Genomic DNA, 15,114 nt, shown 5'->3' with positions numbered 1-15,114 from the left:
TTTGACGGTTTGAACCTGGATCTGACATAAAAAAGACAGCGCTTAAAAGCGCTGTCTTTTTTATGTGCGGAGTGAGTAAGTCACAAAAAATAGCAATTACGCATCAAGTGATAACGTCACCAACCGCATTTCAGCAGCATCTAAACGTGCCACCACTGCGGTATCGTGCCAATCCCCCAACACCCAATGCTCACAGGCATGCTGATCGACCAGCAAAGGATGTATCGCTGGCCGGTGTGTATGGCCATGCAGCAACACATCCGGATAGTGATTATCGTGGATCAACTGGTTGACCGCCTCACCATTCACATCCATGATCTGCATGCTTTGGCTGGCTTTGTTTTGCGCACTCTGGCTACGCGCTTGTTGGGCAAAGGCAATGCGAGCTGCCAACGGCTGCGACAGAAAAGCGTGTTGCCAGGCCGGACTGCGCACCTGCTGACGAAATTGCTGATAAGCCACGTCGTCCGTGCATAGCGCATCCCCATGACTCAACAGAATACTTTTGCCTGCCATCTGCAAGCGTGCAGGGTCTTGGAGTAAAGTGAGGCCACAGGCTTGAGCAAAGGCATCCCCGATTAAGAAATCGCGGTTGCCATGCATGAAATAAAGCTGAATCCCTTGTGCTGATAAAGCCCTAAGCGCCTGGACGACTGGCAAAAATGCTCGGCCATACTCGGCGTCTTGCAGCAGGTCGTCACCCACCCAGACCTCAAAAAAATCACCGAGAATATACAATGCGTTGGCCTGACTAACCACGGTGTCTAGCCAATGCAAAAAAGCCTGCGTTACCGCAGGCCTTTGCGCACTCAAGTGCAGATCAGAAATGATCCAGGTGGTCATGCCCTAGGCAACCAAAACTGCTTTTTCAATCACCACAGGTTCAACCGGCACATCCTGATGACCAGCGCGGCTAGCTGTTTTGACTGCTGTGATTTTATCCACGACGTCCATGCCTTCGACCACTTTACCGAACACGCAGTAACCCCAACCTTGAGTGGTGGGTGCGCTAAAGTTGAGGAAATCGTTATCTTTCACGTTGATGAAAAACTGGGCAGACGCTGAGTCTGGCACCATGGTACGTGCCATGGCAATGGTATATTTGTCATTGCTGAGGCCATTATCGGCTTCGTTTTTGATCGGCGCGTCAGTTGGTTTTTGCTTCATGTCGACATCAAAGCCACCGCCTTGAATCATGAAGTCTTTGATCACGCGATGAAAAATCACGCCATCATAAAAGCCTTTTTCTACATAGCTCAAAAAGTTAGCGACCGTGATCGGTGCTTTTTCTGCGTTGAGTTCTAGCGTGATATCGCCAAAGTTAGTCGTCAGTTTGACCAAAATATTCTCCGTTGATTAAAGGTTGCGACAATCAATAAGCTCAATTAATTGACTATCGTTGCACGTTTGATGATGACCGTACGATAGGGCACATCCGAAAAACCGCGCTGGTTACCTGTCGGTAAGTTGCTGATTTTGAATACCACATCCATGCCAGACACCACTTTGCCAAAGACACAGTAGCCGATACGGTCTGGTTCCGGGCTGGTGTAATCCAAAAACTGGTTATCTGCAACATTGATGAAAAACTGGGCGGTGGCCGAGTTAGGGTCTGGTGTACGAGCCATGGCAATCGTGCCAGTCTGGTTGATCAACCCATTGGCCGCCTCATTGACGACGGGTGCGCGGGTCGGCTTTTCGTTGAGGTCACGGTCAAAGCCTCCGCCCTGAATCATGAAACGGCCAATCACACGATGAAAAATGGTATTGCTGTAAAAACCGTCTTTCACATACTGCAAAAAGTTATCCACGGTTTTAGGTGCCTTGTCACGATAAACCTCTACCGTAAAATTACCCTGATTGGTTTCAAACATGACCTGCGTTGCTGCAATCGCCAGATTCACAGCCAACATCAAGCACACACCTACTAATTTTGACCACACACGCATTAAGCTGATCCTTCGTAAAGAATTTTCCATTCACCGTTTTCCTGCACCCAGTACTGCCGTTTCTTCATGACATTCCTGAGCGCAGCGCTAATATATTCCTGCTCAAAGTCTACGACCACCATATTGCGCTTGGCGTTCGGATAGGTGAACATGCTGACATCAGACAAATTGATATTGACCTTGGGCTTGGCCGCTTGAATCTGGCGTTTGTAACTGGCCCATTTAGACAAATCACCATCAGAGTAAAAGAAGTCAGGCGTGTAGTGCGACAGATAAGCCTCTGTATTTTGCGCCATCCAGTCTTTACGCCAGCGCTCGATCGCCTGTTTGAGATCAGCCTTGGCACGATCTTGCTGACGGGCGGACTCGGGTGTCACCCATTGAAAATCCACCCCGATTACCACGGGCGTATTGCCAGCTTGCAAAATACCTTGCAACGCTTGCATGTCAGGATTGGACAACACAACACAGCCATCACTGGCCCTTGGCGGACGGCTGTAGGTATCGCGTGGGGTGCCATGAATCCAGATCCCCGAGCCTGTTTTACGCTCGTAGCTATCTATTTCGTTCGGGTAGTTGAGCGGATAAGCCGCATCGCCATACAAATCTGGTAAGGGACGGTTCAGTTTGCGCGAAGCAAAATACACACCGATAGGCGTACGTTTGTCGCCCTGGTCTTTTTTGCCGATGCCATTTTTTCCTATCGTGACATAATAGTCAGCCATGTACTTGAGCTCATTGTCATTGCCTTTTTCGTAGACATAGACACGGGAGCGTGCGGTATCGACAAACAGGACATGGCTTTGTTTTTCGGACAACTCAACCAGCAGATTCGGTTGGGTCAAGCCACGATTGCGGTCAAAGTAATTACGAATCCGAATCTCAGCTTCTTCTTTGAAGTCCTGGATACGGCTGACATCGGCGACATGCGCATCGCCAAAGCCATGCAGGATTCTGGCTTTGGCGGATAAGAGATCGCCATGAATCAAGTGCGCCAGTGCAAAATTGGGAGAGATGGCGAGTAACTGATCGACATAATCCAGCGCCTGTTGCAAATGACCTTCTTTGATAGACTGCAAGGTCTGCACCAACATGCGCTCTACCGCATTGGTGTTTTTGCTTTGCATGAACAACCTGGCGGTTAACGCCTCATGGTTAACCGCAGTTGCATTCCAGGGCAAAAGCGCAGCGCTGACAAACGCAATACAACAGTACTTTCTCAACCGACTCATACCATGATTATACAATTGTTTCAGTAAAAACCCGTGTGCTCAGGCCCCAGGCGCCGCAGTGCGGCTTTGGTGTGACCCGCCTCAAGAACACCAGCATGCATCATGCAAGAGGCCCCCAGAGGCAAGTGCGCCAATTTAAAACTTGCCTACACGCTCTTGCTGAATCAACCAGCGACCACCTTCTTTGACCATATTGAGTGTTTTGTTTGAGTTTGCATCCAGGCCGGTTGCTTTATAGGCCTGACGGAAGGTGACTTTTGCCTTGCTGTCGCCCTCCATCCTGACATCGATATTGCTCAACTTGACAGAAATTTTACTTGGCCGGCTCACGCGATCACGACGCGTGGATTCCCACTGTTTGCGCGGCTCACCTGCGGGTGTTTTAAAATCTTTGGCATAGCTGTTCAGATAGCGCTCTACATTTTGTGCCTCCCAAGCATCCGCCCAGGCGTTTACCGCATCCAACACTGCGCGCTCGAGTTGTGCAGATGATTTACTGTCGGCAGATTTAGACTCTGTTGGCTTGGACTCAGCGACCTTGGACTCTACTGGTTTTGGCTCAGCCGGCTTGATCTCCTGCGGTTTTACTTCAGTGACGACCGGTTTTTTAGTCTCTGTCACGGGAGAATTATTGGTCACAGGGGCGGTCGCAGCCGGTGGCGTCACCGCTGCCGGTGGATTCACAGCCGCATTATTGGTGGGCGGCGTAGGCGATACGCTCGCGGCAGGTGGTACAGCTGTCGCTGGACGCGCTTGCGCACGCTTTCCGCCGAACAGATCCGTAATCATGGCCAGCTTATTCTGCGCACGGCTATTTGAAGTATCCAGCTTGAGCGCCTTGTCATAAGCCTCAGAGGCCAGACGTGCATAAATATCGCCCAGATTCTCATGGGCCGTGGCATAACTTGGATGCGTTTTGATGGCAGACTCCAGCGCTTTTCTCGCTTTGTCATATTGCCCCTGATCCGCATAGAGCACGGCCAGGTTGTTATAAGGCTCAGGCAGGCTAGGATATTTGTCAGTCAATTCGGTAAAAGCCTTGATCGCTTCGTCCCGCTTGCCCAGCTCGACCAGAATCACGCCACGCATAAACATGGCTTCGGCATTTTTCGGGTTGGCTGCCAAATAGTTGTTCACGCGATCCAGCGCTGCTGCCTGATTGCCCTGCTCAGAGAGCTGGTTGATTTCGCGCAACTCGACATTGGTTTGACCGGCCAGCACGGTATCGGAGAATGCCGCCTGGCTTAAAAAGACGCCAAGCACGAGTAAATATTTTTTTAATGTTGCGTTCATGAGCTATTACCTGGGTAATCGTTGATTTTTATCAGTATGTTATACTCGGATTGTACTAGAGACAGTGCAAAATTAGGTGAATATGCAGACGAATTACACATCATTTTGTGTTTGGCGTCGCCTCAACCACAACAAGCTGATCAAGCAAGGGATTGTTTGTAGACTGTTTTAGGCAAAACATGCAGCCTGCCTGCTTAACACCAATTAAACACCAGACTATTTCTGCTAATTTTATCACGCATCCATCCTTCTTCAATTTCATTCGCATGCTAAAACTTTACAACACCCTTACACGCAGCAAGCAAGATTTCAAACCGATTCAGCCCCACCAGGTAAAGATGTACGTCTGCGGCATGACCGTGTATGACTTTTGCCACTTGGGACATGCCCGCGTCATGGTGGTGTTTGACATGGTGGCGCGCTGGCTGCGCGCCACTGGCTATCAAGTGACATATGTACGCAATATCACCGATATTGACGACAAAATCATCAAGCGTGCCAACGAAAACAATGAAACCATCCAAAGTCTAACGCAGCGTTTTATTACCGCCATGGACGAGGACTCGGCCAAGCTTGGCATTTTGCGCCCTGACCTTGAACCACGCGCAACCGAACATGTGCAAGGCATGCTGGACATGATCAGCAAACTCATAGACAAAGGCTTTGCTTATCAGGCACAAAATGGCGATGTTTTTTACAAAGTGCGCAGTTTTAATGATTACGGCAAGCTCTCCGGCAAAAGCCTGGAAGACCTGCGTGCGGGTGAACGCGTTGAAGTCGATAGCTTCAAACAAGACCCGCTGGACTTTGTGTTGTGGAAGTCCGTCAAACCTGGCGAACCCTACTGGGAATCCCCCTGGGGCAATGGCCGTCCCGGCTGGCATATTGAATGCTCGGTCATGAGTGCCGCCCATCTCGGCCAGCACTTTGATATTCATGGTGGCGGGCAGGACCTGCAGTTCCCGCACCATGAAAATGAAATTGCCCAATCCGAAGCCACCCACGACTGCACCATGGCCAACTACTGGATGCACAATGGCTTTGTGCGGGTCGATGACGAAAAAATGTCCAAATCGCTGGGCAACTTTTTCACCATCCGTGAAGTGCTGGAAAAATATGACCCAGAGGTCGTACGTTTCTTTATTCTGCGCGCCCATTACCGCAGCCCGCTTAATTACTCTGACAAGCACTTGGATGATGCCAAAGCCTCGTTGACCCGCCTGTACACGGCCTTGCGCGGGATTAAGGTCGATGCATGTGAGATCGACTGGCAACAACCGCAAGCGGCCAAGTTCCAGGCAGCCATGAATGACGACTTCAACACCCCAGAGGCGATTGCCGCCTTGTTTGAACTTGCCAACGATCTCAATAAAGATAAATCTGCGACCACCGCCGCATTACTGAAACAATTGGCTGCGATTATCGGCTTGCTACAACGTGACCCGGAAAGCTTTATGCAAGGCGACACCGACAACACTAGCCTGGATATTGAAGGCATGATCAGTGCACGCATCGCCGCAAAAACAGCCAAGAACTATGCCGAGGCCGACCGGATTCGCAAAGCCCTGTCTGAAGCGGGCGTGATTCTGGAAGATACGCCTCAAGGCACCACCTGGCGTCGTGCCTGATTAAAAACAACTCATTAGCAATCACGAAGGAACTTGGATGCCCGTTAAACTGTCTGCTCCCGCTGCCGGGACCTTACTGCCTGTCAAAGGCGTCAAACTTGGCTTTGCCCAGGCACATATCCGCAAGCCCAACCGTAAAGACATTCTGGTAATGACCCTGCCTGAAGGCAGCAGCGTCTCAGGGGTGTTTACCCTGAACCGGTTTTGTGCGGCGCCAGTGACGGTGTGTAAAACGCATCTGACACTCAACAAAGGCATTCGCGCCCTGTTGGTGAATACCGGCTGTGCCAATGCAGGCACGGGCCAGCAAGGGCTGGATGATGCACTCGCCAGCTGTATTGGTGTGGCGCAGGCGCTCAATATCAGCCCGGAACAAGTGCTGCCATTTTCGACTGGCGTGATTCTGGAGATGCTGCCGATGGACCGCTTGTTAGGTGGCATCCCGAATGCAGTCGCCAACTTACAGGAAGATAACTGGTTAAATGCCGCCGAAGCGATCATGACCACCGACATTGTGGCCAAGGGTACTTCCCGCCAACTGACCATAGACGGCAAGCCGATCACCATCACCGGCATCAGCAAGGGCTCTGGCATGATCCACCCCAACATGGCAACCATGCTCGGCTATATCGCGACCGATGCGGCTATCGCACAACCAGCTCTTGACAGCATCATTCAACATGCTGTGAACAAATCGTTTAACTGCATCACCGTCGATGGCGATACCAGCACCAACGACAGCCTGATTCTGATGGCTACCGGCGAGGCTGGCAATGCCATGATCACAGAACAAAGCCCTGAGTTTGCGGCTTTGCAAACCGCCCTGACCGACGTTGCGATTGAACTGGCACAAGCGATTGTGCGTGATGGCGAAGGCGCCACCAAATTCATGACGATTCAGGTTGAAGCAGGCAAAGATGAAGCGGAATGCCGTAAAGTGGCTTATGCGATTGCCCACTCCCCGTTGATCAAAACAGCCTTCTTTGCCTCAGACCCTAATCTGGGCCGGATTCTGGCCGCCATCGGCTACGCGGGCATTGAAGACCTTGATGTCAACACCATGCAACTTTATCTGGGCGATGTTTTGGTTGCCGAAAAAGGCGGCCGTGCAGCCAGCTATGTCGAAGAACAAGGCGCGGCAGTCATGAAAGAAAGTGACATCCTGGTGCGTGTGGTATTGAATCGCGGCGCGGCGAATGCGACTGTATGGACCTGCGACTTTTCTTATGACTATGTAAAGATCAATGCCGACTATAGATCCTAATAGTTAGCTGACTGCCTCATCGGTAATGAGGCAGTCACAATAAAAAAGCCATCACAAGTCTTCCCATGCTTTGTGATGGCTTTTTTTATTTTGCGCACGCAAAACGCTTTCAACCCAGACAGCGGCCAAGCAAAGGCATGTCTTATTTATGCCTCATCCAGCACCTTGCCCCTACCCTGTTTAACGACCCCACGCAACAACTTTCCGGTCACCCGTCTTTTTTTCGAAGCCAGTGTTGGCCGGGTCGCATGGCGTACCGCGTGCACATGACTTGCCGCTTCGACAATCGCATGCAACCGGGCAATCGCATCGCGTTTATTCGCTTCTTGCGTGCGGTATTGTTGCGCCTTGATTACCAGCACACCTTCTGCACTGATGCGCTGGTCTTTGCGACTGAGCAAGCGGGCTTTCACGGTCTCACTGAGGCTGGAGGCTGGGATATCAAACCGCAAATGGATGGCAGACGAAACTTTGTTGACGTTTTGACCGCCTGCGCCCTGGGCGCGAATGGCAGTGAGGGTATATTCGTGAGCAGCAATCTCAAGCATGGCGCGCAATCCTCACAAATCAAGAAACCCCATTGATCAGTGCAAAGAAGTCTTCCACCTCTTGTTGTACACGCGTGCGTTTGAATGGAGGCAGACTTTGCCAGATACGGCGGCCATAAGGTTTATCCACCAAGCGCGGATCGCAAATCATCAACACCCCGACATCCTGCTCATCCCGAATCAAACGCCCGGCGCCCTGCTTGAGGGTAATCACAGCATAGGGCAACTGGTACTCCATAAAGGCATTCTTGCCTTCGGCGTTCATTTTGTCGATGCGGGCGGCCAGGACCGGATCATCGGGCGGCGCAAACGGTAGCTTGTCGATAATGACGCAGGACAAGGCCTCGCCGCGCACATCCACGCCCTCCCAAAAGCTTTGCGAGCCGACGAGGACGGCATTTCCATGACTGCGGAAGCGATCCAGCAATTCGGTGCGGTTACTCTCGCCTTGCATCAGCAGGGGGTAATTGAGGCCAAGTTCTTCAAACGCATTTTTGAGCAACGCATGCACTTCGCGCATGGCCTTAAGTGAAGTACACAGCACAAACGCGCGGCCACGGCTGGCTTGCAGCACAGGCAAACTGACAGCGGCAACGGCAGCGGCATAAGCACTGCTATTCGGTTCAGGCATACCCGTAGGCACATATAGCAACGCTTGCTGACCGTAATCAAACGGACTTTGCCAATGCCGGGTTTGCGCCGCCAGCAAGCCCATCTGGCTCTGATAATGGCTAAAATCACTTTTGACGGCCAACGTGGCAGAGGTAAAAATCCAGGCACGCGGCTGCGCATTGAGTTGCTTGCCAAAGCCATCCGCCACACTGAGGGGGGTCGCATGTAACTGTACACTTTGGCTAAATACCTCGACCCAGCGCACAAGATTGGCGTGATTGCCTTTTAGCCAGGCTTGCAGCAGGGCGAGCAATGCTTCACCGCGTTGCCAGCACTTTTCCAGCAGCGGATCACGTCCAGCTTGGGTTTCTAGTACCGCGGTCAGGGCGGCGAGTGTTTCCAGCATGCGCTGAAAAGCCTCATCAAAATTTTTCATGGTTTGCGCCTTTTGTGCTGGCATACGCGAACCTTCAAACTGGAACACCAGCCTGAAATCACGGCAAGCCTTTTCCAACGGCGGCACCGCTTCACTCAGCGCAACACAATCCTTGGCCAGGCTCAGGTAAGCCATCTGACTATCCCGCGCCAGATCCATCAACTGTGAGGTGGAGATATCCTCGCCAAAAAAGAGCCCAGCCACCTCAGGCAATTGATGCGCCTCGTCAAACACCACGGTATTGGCGCTGGGTAACAACTCGGCCACGCCCTCATCGCGCAACATGACATCAGCAAAAAACAAATGATGGTTGACCACGACCACATCGGCCGCCAATGCCTGCTTGCGTGCTTCCATGACAAAACATTGCTTGTAAAACTGGCAATCCTGGCCGACACAGTTGTCGCGGGTGGAGGTCACTTGTTGCCAAACGGTGGCTTGTTCCGGCACTTCGACCAACTCTGCTTTATCACCAGTCTGGCTATGTTCAGCAAAGCTTTGCAGGATAGGAATATATTGTGCGTCCTCCCGCGACTGAAAGCGCCCTTCTTGGCTGGCACGTTGCAAGTGATAATGGCAGAGATAGTTGGCGCGCCCTTTGAGCATGGCAACAGACACGGGCACTTTGAGCGCTTCGCGTACCGCTGGCAAATCCCGCTGAAAGAGCTGATCTTGCAGGGTTTTGGTGCCAGTAGAAATAATGACCTTGCCCCCCGACAACAGCGCAGGCACCAGATAAGCATAGGTTTTACCGGTGCCGGTGCCAGCCTCGGCGACCAACTGCTGTTGCTGCTCAATGGCTTCGGCGATGGCCAGCGCCATTTCCTGTTGCTGCGGGCGGCTGCGGAAATCGGGCATGGCTTGTGCCAAAGACCCGTTTTCTGAAAATGCCGAACTGACTTGCTGCGCTAAAGACATGCGTAATTATCCCATGAGCATCGCCAAAACAGACAGCACTTTTGCGACTTCCAGTCAGTCAAGCAACGTACAAAAGGCGCCAAATACTTGCATATCAATATAAAATATGGCATGGTTTAGCCTGTAAAACTTTTTAAACCGCTTCAAATTCAATATAACAAGCCCTTGATTGTGATGAATAAATCCATTTTCCGGCTGGCAGCCTTACTCGTGAGTGTACTGCTCTGCCAGTGCAAAAGCGTTGCCGCGCCCGGGGATGACAAGCGCTGGCAAAACGCCTACAGCTACTCTCAAGCGCAGGTGATGGAGAGTCAGTCCGGCGTCTCTGGCAGCTGGTCTGAAAAGGTCGAGGAAATCATGATCCGCGCCTTAAGCCTGACCGGTGTCAATTACAAATATGGCGGACGCAGCCCTGAGACCGGCTTTGACTGCAGCGGCTTTGTACAGTATGTGTTCATGAATGCTGCGCAGATTGCGCTCCCCCCTTCAGCCCGTACCATTAGCGAAATGGGCAACACCGTCAAACGTGAGGAATTGCAACCGGGCGATCTGGTCTTTTTCAACACCCTTAAATCTGCGTTTTCGCATGTGGGCATTTATGTTGGCAATAACCAGTTTATCCACGCGCCACGCGCGGGGGCAAAGGTACGCATTGAAAACATGGATGAGCGCTACTGGAAATCGCGCTATAACGGTGCCAAGCGACTTGAGGTAGAAGCGTCTCAATAACCGTCATCACCTCTTCAGGATGACGACCAGTCTCCTTCCAGCCCGCTTAAGGACTGACTGGCGTATCGCTGTGCCCGAGCGAACGCTCGGGATCAATCACATCACGGATCAGCTGTTTCAACTCCTTGGCTTCTGGAAAGCGCCCTGCGGCTTTGCGTGAAAAAATCACCGCACCATCACAGCGCACCTCCAAAATACCGCCCGTTCCAGGGACGAGATTGACTGACTTCAAATCGCCATCAAACGTGGTTAACAGCTCCTGCGCCAGCCAGGCAGCCCGCAACAACCATCGGCACTGTGTACAAAACTCGATTTCTACGATAGGCTTTTGCATGTTTTTCTCTAAACAATTATTTGCTAGAAGAGTATAGTCAATTTTATTGAAATAGCGGAAAATGAACTTAACAGCGTTCTATCTACTCTCTGCAACAGGCTGACATCAACTGATGCATCCTGATTCTGAATGAAGTAATATTCTTCGCTTATTTGATCACACAAGGCATGGTATGCGTTCCAAATTAGAAAAGTTCGGCTTGCTGGGTGCAGGCGTATTTGTAGGGATTCTGGTCAGTATCAATATTTCTGCATGGGCAGACCGGACCTCAGTCTCTCAATTACCTATTGATGAATTACGCGTCTTCGCCGAAGTCTTTGCCAAAGTAAAATCTGATTACGTTGAGCCTGTAGAAGACAAGAAGCTGATCAACGAAGCTTTGTCCGGCATGCTGCAAGGCCTGGACCCTCACTCAACCTTTATGGATGCCGATGCTTATAAAGAGCTGCAAGCAGGTACGCAAGGTGAGTTTGGCGGACTGGGAATTGAAGTCGCCATGGAAGACGGCTTGGTCAAAGTAGTTACGCCAATTGAAGATAGCCCGGCTTATAAAGCAGGTCTCAAGTCTGGTGACCTGATCATGAAACTGGATGATGCCCAAGTACGTGGCATGACGCTGAATGATGCAGTTAAACGCATGCGTGGCGTTCCAGACACCAAAATTACATTGACCGTGATTCGCAAAGGCGAGGACAAACCGCTGACCTTCACCCTGACACGAGCCATTATCAAGTCACAAAGCGTGAAGAACAAATGGATTGAACAAGGTTACGGCTATGTTCGTATCACCCAGTTCCAGGAACGCACTGGTGAAGATTTGGCCAGAGCGCTCAAAAACTTGCGTGCAGAAAATAAAGGCTCGCTCAAAGGCTTGGTGCTCGACCTGCGTAACAACCCAGGCGGTTTGCTGGATGCGGCCGTAGGCGTCTCTGCCGCGTTCCTGCCCAAGGATGACTTGGTTGTGTACACCGAAGGTCGTGTCGCAGACTCCAAGATGCGCCTGAATGCAACTCCTCTGGATTATGCACGTCGCGGCAAGTCTGATTACCTTAAAGATTTGCCAGAAGAGTTTAAATCGGTGCCTATCGTCGTGCTGATCAATGCCGGCTCAGCCTCTGCTTCAGAGATTGTGGCTGGGGCGTTACAAGACCACAAACGCGCAACCATTATGGGCATCCAAAGCTTTGGCAAGGGCTCTGTGCAAACCATATTGCCGATGAACAATGGCAGCGCAATCAAACTGACCACAGCGCGCTATTTCACGCCAAATGGCCGTTCGATTCAAGCCAAGGGCATTGTGCCGGACGTGACGGTGGATGATGGTTCCGATCCTAGCCTGAGCCTGCATGAAGCAGACTTGAAGCGCCACTTGTCCAACCCGACCGATGGCAAGAATGCGACTGACAGCAAATCCGTTGACGAGGCAAAATCACGCGCCGCAGCTGAAAAACTGAAGGAAGAAAAACATGCTGAAACACGTGGCCCGATTGAGCCAGCCACTCAGGATGACTTCCAGTTTGTTCAGGCCATGAACTTACTCAAAGGCTTGCCTGTTCAAAAAGCGCCAGAACCTGCTAAAGTAAGCGCAACCAAACCATAATGTTCTGCCTGTTTACACCCGCAGGTGTAAACAGGCCTTACTTGAGACACCACTATGCTGAACTTGCCGCCGCTGACACTAGACAAAGCCATCGCCGTCATGGATATGGGTTTGCGTACGGTGTTCAGCCCGGCAGTCTCCAGCCGCCCTTACCCACCTGCGGAAACCACCCCCGACACGTTAAGTGACCGTGAACGCAAACATGCTGCGGCACTCATGCGCATCAATCATGTTGGCGAAGTCTGCGCACAGGCCTTGTACAGTGGTCAAGCCCTGGTTTCACGTGATCCGGCCAATGTAGAAGCGCTTAAACAAGCGTCTCGTGAAGAGGTGGATCATCTTGCCTGGTGCGAACAACGGATTCAAGAGTTGGGGGGGCGCAAGAGTCTGCTCAACCCGCTCTGGTACGGTGCCAGTTTTGGCATGGGTATCACAGCCGGCCTGCTTGGCGACAAGTGGAATCTGGGCTTTCTGGCGGAAACAGAACATCAAGTTTCTGCGCATTTGCAAAGTCACCTGCAACAGCTCCCGGCTCACGATACCGCATCCAAAGCGATTGTGACGCAAATGAAAGAAGACGAAGAGCACCACGCCCATACCGCAGAGCAACTGGGCGGCGCCAGGTTGCCAGCGCCAGTCAAACTGGCCATGCGGCTGGCTTCAAAAGTGATGACGCGCACCGCGTACCACTTGTAATGATTTGTAGTAACCTAGAGTCAACCATGCAAAAATTTAGTGACAATCTTCTGATGCTGGACAGTGCGGATCACGTCAAACGCATTGAACTGTATGATGAAAGCAATCAGCCTGCCGGGATCATCGAGAACAAACCTGGCACCCAAGGCTCCATCAAGATTTACCATCATCTGTTCAAAGTCTTTGGTGAAATTAACACCGATGCAGCGGTAGAGGGATTGGCCTTATACGCCGAACATACCGAGGATGCGGAAGATCATCCAGGCAAGCATCCCAATATTGACCGCTTGCTCAATGTGTTAGATAAAGAGCTAACGCTCAATATCAAGCTCATTACCGAGTAGCGCCAAACAAAAAAGCCTCTAACACTAGAGGCTTTTTTAATGTCCAGTCACGCAATCGCCGAGAGATGCCGGACGATGGGCGGGTGATAGATAAACTCGAGCAAATGGCCGACGCTGTCGAGGCAATAAAAGCCACGTGAGCCGTCCCGATGGCTTTTTGGTGCTTCTGTAATGCGCACATCATGCGCCACCATATGCGCATACCAGTCATCCACCGCCTGCGCATCTGTCAGCACAAAGCCAATATGATCCAGCCGTTGCATCGGGTCCGGTGTATAACTGACGCGGTGCAAGGCAAACACATCGCCATGATTGGTCAAATACACATTGTCAGGGTCGGGCTGCCATTCGATTTGCATGCCCACCACACGCGTGTAAAAATCCACGGCTGACTCTAGCTCCTTGATAAACAACGCGACGTGACGAATGCCTATCATGCCTTTTGGAATACTCATGCCACGCTCCGTTGATTGATCATGTCAGCCAGTGTCATCATGCGTAGATTACTCAAAGGTCGGCGCCTTGATTTCGAAGCCGTGCGTGATCTCGCAGGCTTTTTGCAGCATGATGCTGGCCGAGCAATATTTTTCGGCAGACAGTTTTACCGCACGCTCCACTTGGGACGCATTCAGGCCTTCACCCGTCACCACAAAATGCACATGAATTTTGGTAAACACCTTAGGCACCGTATCAGCACGCTCTGCCTGAATCTGCGCAACACAATCCACAATGGGCTGACGGGCTTTCTTCAGGATCGTCACCACGTCAAATGAAGTGCATGCGCCCATCCCGATCAGCAACATCTCCATGGGACGCATGCCAATATTACGGCCACCATTTTCTGGCGCACCATCGAGTACCACGGCATGGCCTGTTTCAGACTCACCGACAAAACTGACCCCATCTATCCACTTCACCTGGACTTGCATCTAAACTCTCATTTCACAAGGATAAAAACGTAAGACACCGACACGGGTATTATTTATTTCACGCCCAGCAACTCAACATCAAACACCAACGGCGCATTCGGCGGAATCACACCACCTGCACCACGGGCACCGTAGCCCATCTCAGAAGGGATAATCAAGGTGCGCTTGCCGCCCACTTTCATGCCCTGCACCCCCGTATCCCAACCTTCAATCACTTGGCCACCACCAAGAAAAAAGTTAAACGGCGAATTGCGATCCAGGCTGCTATCGAATTTCTGGCCTTTATGATCGGATTTGTTGGCGTCATAGAGCCAACCGGTGTAATGCACAGTGACATTAAAACCAACTTCAGCCTCGCGACCAGTGCCTACCACCGTATCAATTTTTTGTAATTCAGTCACCTTGGCAGACATTTGCGTAGCTTCCTTTGTATTCGCAGAGTTAGATTGCGCCTGGCAACCCGTCATGGTTAGCAGCATCAACAAGCTGCAACCGATTAATTTCATTCCAGATTTCATGTATTTGCTCCCAGAAAACGTCCGTCATTTTACGCGCTTTTGCCCACAAATTCTTTAGTGTGTTGTTCAACCCAGATTTTCTAT

The 15,114-nt window shown here is 51.3% G+C and carries 17 protein-coding genes; 6 read left to right on the top strand and 11 right to left on the bottom strand.

Annotated features, from left to right (window positions below):
* Positions 1-96 precede the first annotated feature (96 nt).
* The 5 genes from AACH41_RS02515 to AACH41_RS02495 form a co-directional block, all read right to left on the bottom strand.
* On the bottom strand, positions 97-843 hold the full coding sequence (locus AACH41_RS02515; protein ID WP_338656515.1) for a UDP-2,3-diacylglucosamine diphosphatase: 747 nt from the start codon (positions 841-843) through the stop codon (positions 97-99).
* Positions 844-846: 3 nt separating this feature from the next.
* Complete coding sequence (locus tag AACH41_RS02510) at positions 847-1,341, bottom strand: peptidylprolyl isomerase (protein WP_313985980.1); 495 nt, start codon at positions 1,339-1,341, stop codon at positions 847-849.
* A 44-nt stretch (positions 1,342-1,385) separates the two neighbouring features.
* Complete coding sequence (locus AACH41_RS02505) at positions 1,386-1,949, bottom strand: peptidylprolyl isomerase (protein ID WP_275356634.1); 564 nt, start codon at positions 1,947-1,949, stop codon at positions 1,386-1,388.
* Entirely contained in the window at positions 1,949-3,196 is a 1,248-nt protein-coding gene (locus tag AACH41_RS02500; RefSeq protein WP_338656486.1) for a L,D-transpeptidase family protein, read from the bottom strand. The genes AACH41_RS02505 and AACH41_RS02500 overlap by 1 nt, the downstream gene beginning before the upstream one ends.
* Positions 3,197-3,316: 120 nt before the next feature.
* Positions 3,317-4,474, bottom strand: coding sequence for a tetratricopeptide repeat protein (locus tag AACH41_RS02495; RefSeq protein WP_275356632.1), 1,158 nt, complete (start codon positions 4,472-4,474; stop codon positions 3,317-3,319).
* A 266-nt stretch (positions 4,475-4,740) separates the two neighbouring features.
* Between AACH41_RS02495 and cysS the strand changes: the two genes are divergently transcribed.
* Both cysS and argJ read left to right on the top strand, forming a co-directional pair.
* On the top strand, positions 4,741-6,102 hold the full coding sequence (gene cysS / locus AACH41_RS02490; RefSeq protein WP_338656483.1) for a cysteine--tRNA ligase: 1,362 nt from the start codon (positions 4,741-4,743) through the stop codon (positions 6,100-6,102).
* A 37-nt stretch (positions 6,103-6,139) separates the two neighbouring features.
* Complete coding sequence (gene argJ / locus AACH41_RS02485) at positions 6,140-7,366, top strand: bifunctional glutamate N-acetyltransferase/amino-acid acetyltransferase ArgJ (RefSeq protein WP_338656482.1); 1,227 nt, start codon at positions 6,140-6,142, stop codon at positions 7,364-7,366.
* Between the two features lie 146 nt (positions 7,367-7,512).
* On the opposite strand, the gene arfB is transcribed toward argJ, so the two are convergent.
* Together arfB and AACH41_RS02475 are read right to left on the bottom strand one after the other, a co-directional pair.
* A complete protein-coding gene (gene arfB / locus AACH41_RS02480; RefSeq protein ID WP_275356629.1) occupies positions 7,513-7,914 on the bottom strand; it encodes an alternative ribosome rescue aminoacyl-tRNA hydrolase ArfB in 402 nt (133 codons plus the stop codon).
* A 19-nt stretch (positions 7,915-7,933) separates the two neighbouring features.
* Positions 7,934-9,880, bottom strand: a complete 1,947-nt coding sequence (locus AACH41_RS02475; RefSeq protein WP_338656481.1) for an ATP-dependent DNA helicase — start codon at positions 9,878-9,880, stop codon at positions 7,934-7,936.
* A 174-nt stretch (positions 9,881-10,054) separates the two neighbouring features.
* Here AACH41_RS02475 and AACH41_RS02470 point away from each other — a divergent pair, with 174 nt between their 5' ends.
* A complete protein-coding gene (locus AACH41_RS02470) occupies positions 10,055-10,609 on the top strand; it encodes a C40 family peptidase (RefSeq protein ID WP_194749282.1) in 555 nt (184 codons plus the stop codon).
* 46 nt (positions 10,610-10,655) lie between these two features.
* Here AACH41_RS02470 and AACH41_RS02465 read toward each other — a convergent pair whose 3' ends face one another.
* Positions 10,656-10,943: a SelT/SelW/SelH family protein gene (locus tag AACH41_RS02465; RefSeq protein WP_338656480.1), complete on the bottom strand. Its 288-nt coding sequence runs from the start codon at positions 10,941-10,943 to the stop codon at positions 10,656-10,658.
* Positions 10,944-11,115: 172 nt separating this feature from the next.
* Here AACH41_RS02465 and AACH41_RS02460 point away from each other — a divergent pair, with 172 nt between their 5' ends.
* Genes AACH41_RS02460 through AACH41_RS02450 form a run of 3 tightly spaced genes read left to right on the top strand, consistent with a single transcriptional unit; the run spans position 11,116 to position 13,583 of the window.
* Entirely contained in the window at positions 11,116-12,543 is a 1,428-nt protein-coding gene (locus AACH41_RS02460; protein WP_338656479.1) for a S41 family peptidase, read from the top strand.
* Positions 12,544-12,597: 54 nt separating this feature from the next.
* Complete coding sequence (gene coq7, locus AACH41_RS02455; protein WP_338656476.1) at positions 12,598-13,239, top strand: 2-polyprenyl-3-methyl-6-methoxy-1,4-benzoquinone monooxygenase; 642 nt, start codon at positions 12,598-12,600, stop codon at positions 13,237-13,239.
* Positions 13,240-13,265: 26 nt separating this feature from the next.
* The gene (locus AACH41_RS02450) at positions 13,266-13,583 is read left to right on the top strand and encodes a DUF2322 family protein (RefSeq protein WP_194749278.1); all 318 of its coding nucleotides are present in this window, start codon (positions 13,266-13,268) and stop codon (positions 13,581-13,583) included.
* Between the two features lie 47 nt (positions 13,584-13,630).
* Here the strand turns inward: AACH41_RS02450 and AACH41_RS02445 are convergent, their stop codons facing one another.
* From AACH41_RS02445 to AACH41_RS02435, 3 genes are read right to left on the bottom strand one after another with little or no spacing between them, the layout of a single operon-like run.
* The gene (locus tag AACH41_RS02445) at positions 13,631-14,038 is read right to left on the bottom strand and encodes a VOC family protein (protein WP_194749277.1); all 408 of its coding nucleotides are present in this window, start codon (positions 14,036-14,038) and stop codon (positions 13,631-13,633) included.
* A 48-nt stretch (positions 14,039-14,086) separates the two neighbouring features.
* On the bottom strand, positions 14,087-14,512 hold the full coding sequence (locus AACH41_RS02440) for an OsmC family protein (RefSeq protein ID WP_338656475.1): 426 nt from the start codon (positions 14,510-14,512) through the stop codon (positions 14,087-14,089).
* A 53-nt stretch (positions 14,513-14,565) separates the two neighbouring features.
* Positions 14,566-14,979 (bottom strand): FKBP-type peptidyl-prolyl cis-trans isomerase, encoded by a 414-nt coding sequence (locus AACH41_RS02435; protein ID WP_275356799.1) that lies wholly within the window; start codon positions 14,977-14,979, stop codon positions 14,566-14,568.
* Positions 14,980-15,114 lie beyond the last annotated feature (135 nt).

Source organism: Methylophilus sp. DW102 (assembly GCF_037076555.1).
GTDB lineage: Bacteria > Pseudomonadota > Gammaproteobacteria > Burkholderiales > Methylophilaceae > Methylophilus > Methylophilus glucosoxydans.
The sequence above is the reverse complement of the archived record's forward strand: the minus strand, read 5'-3'. Positions and strand labels throughout refer to the sequence as shown.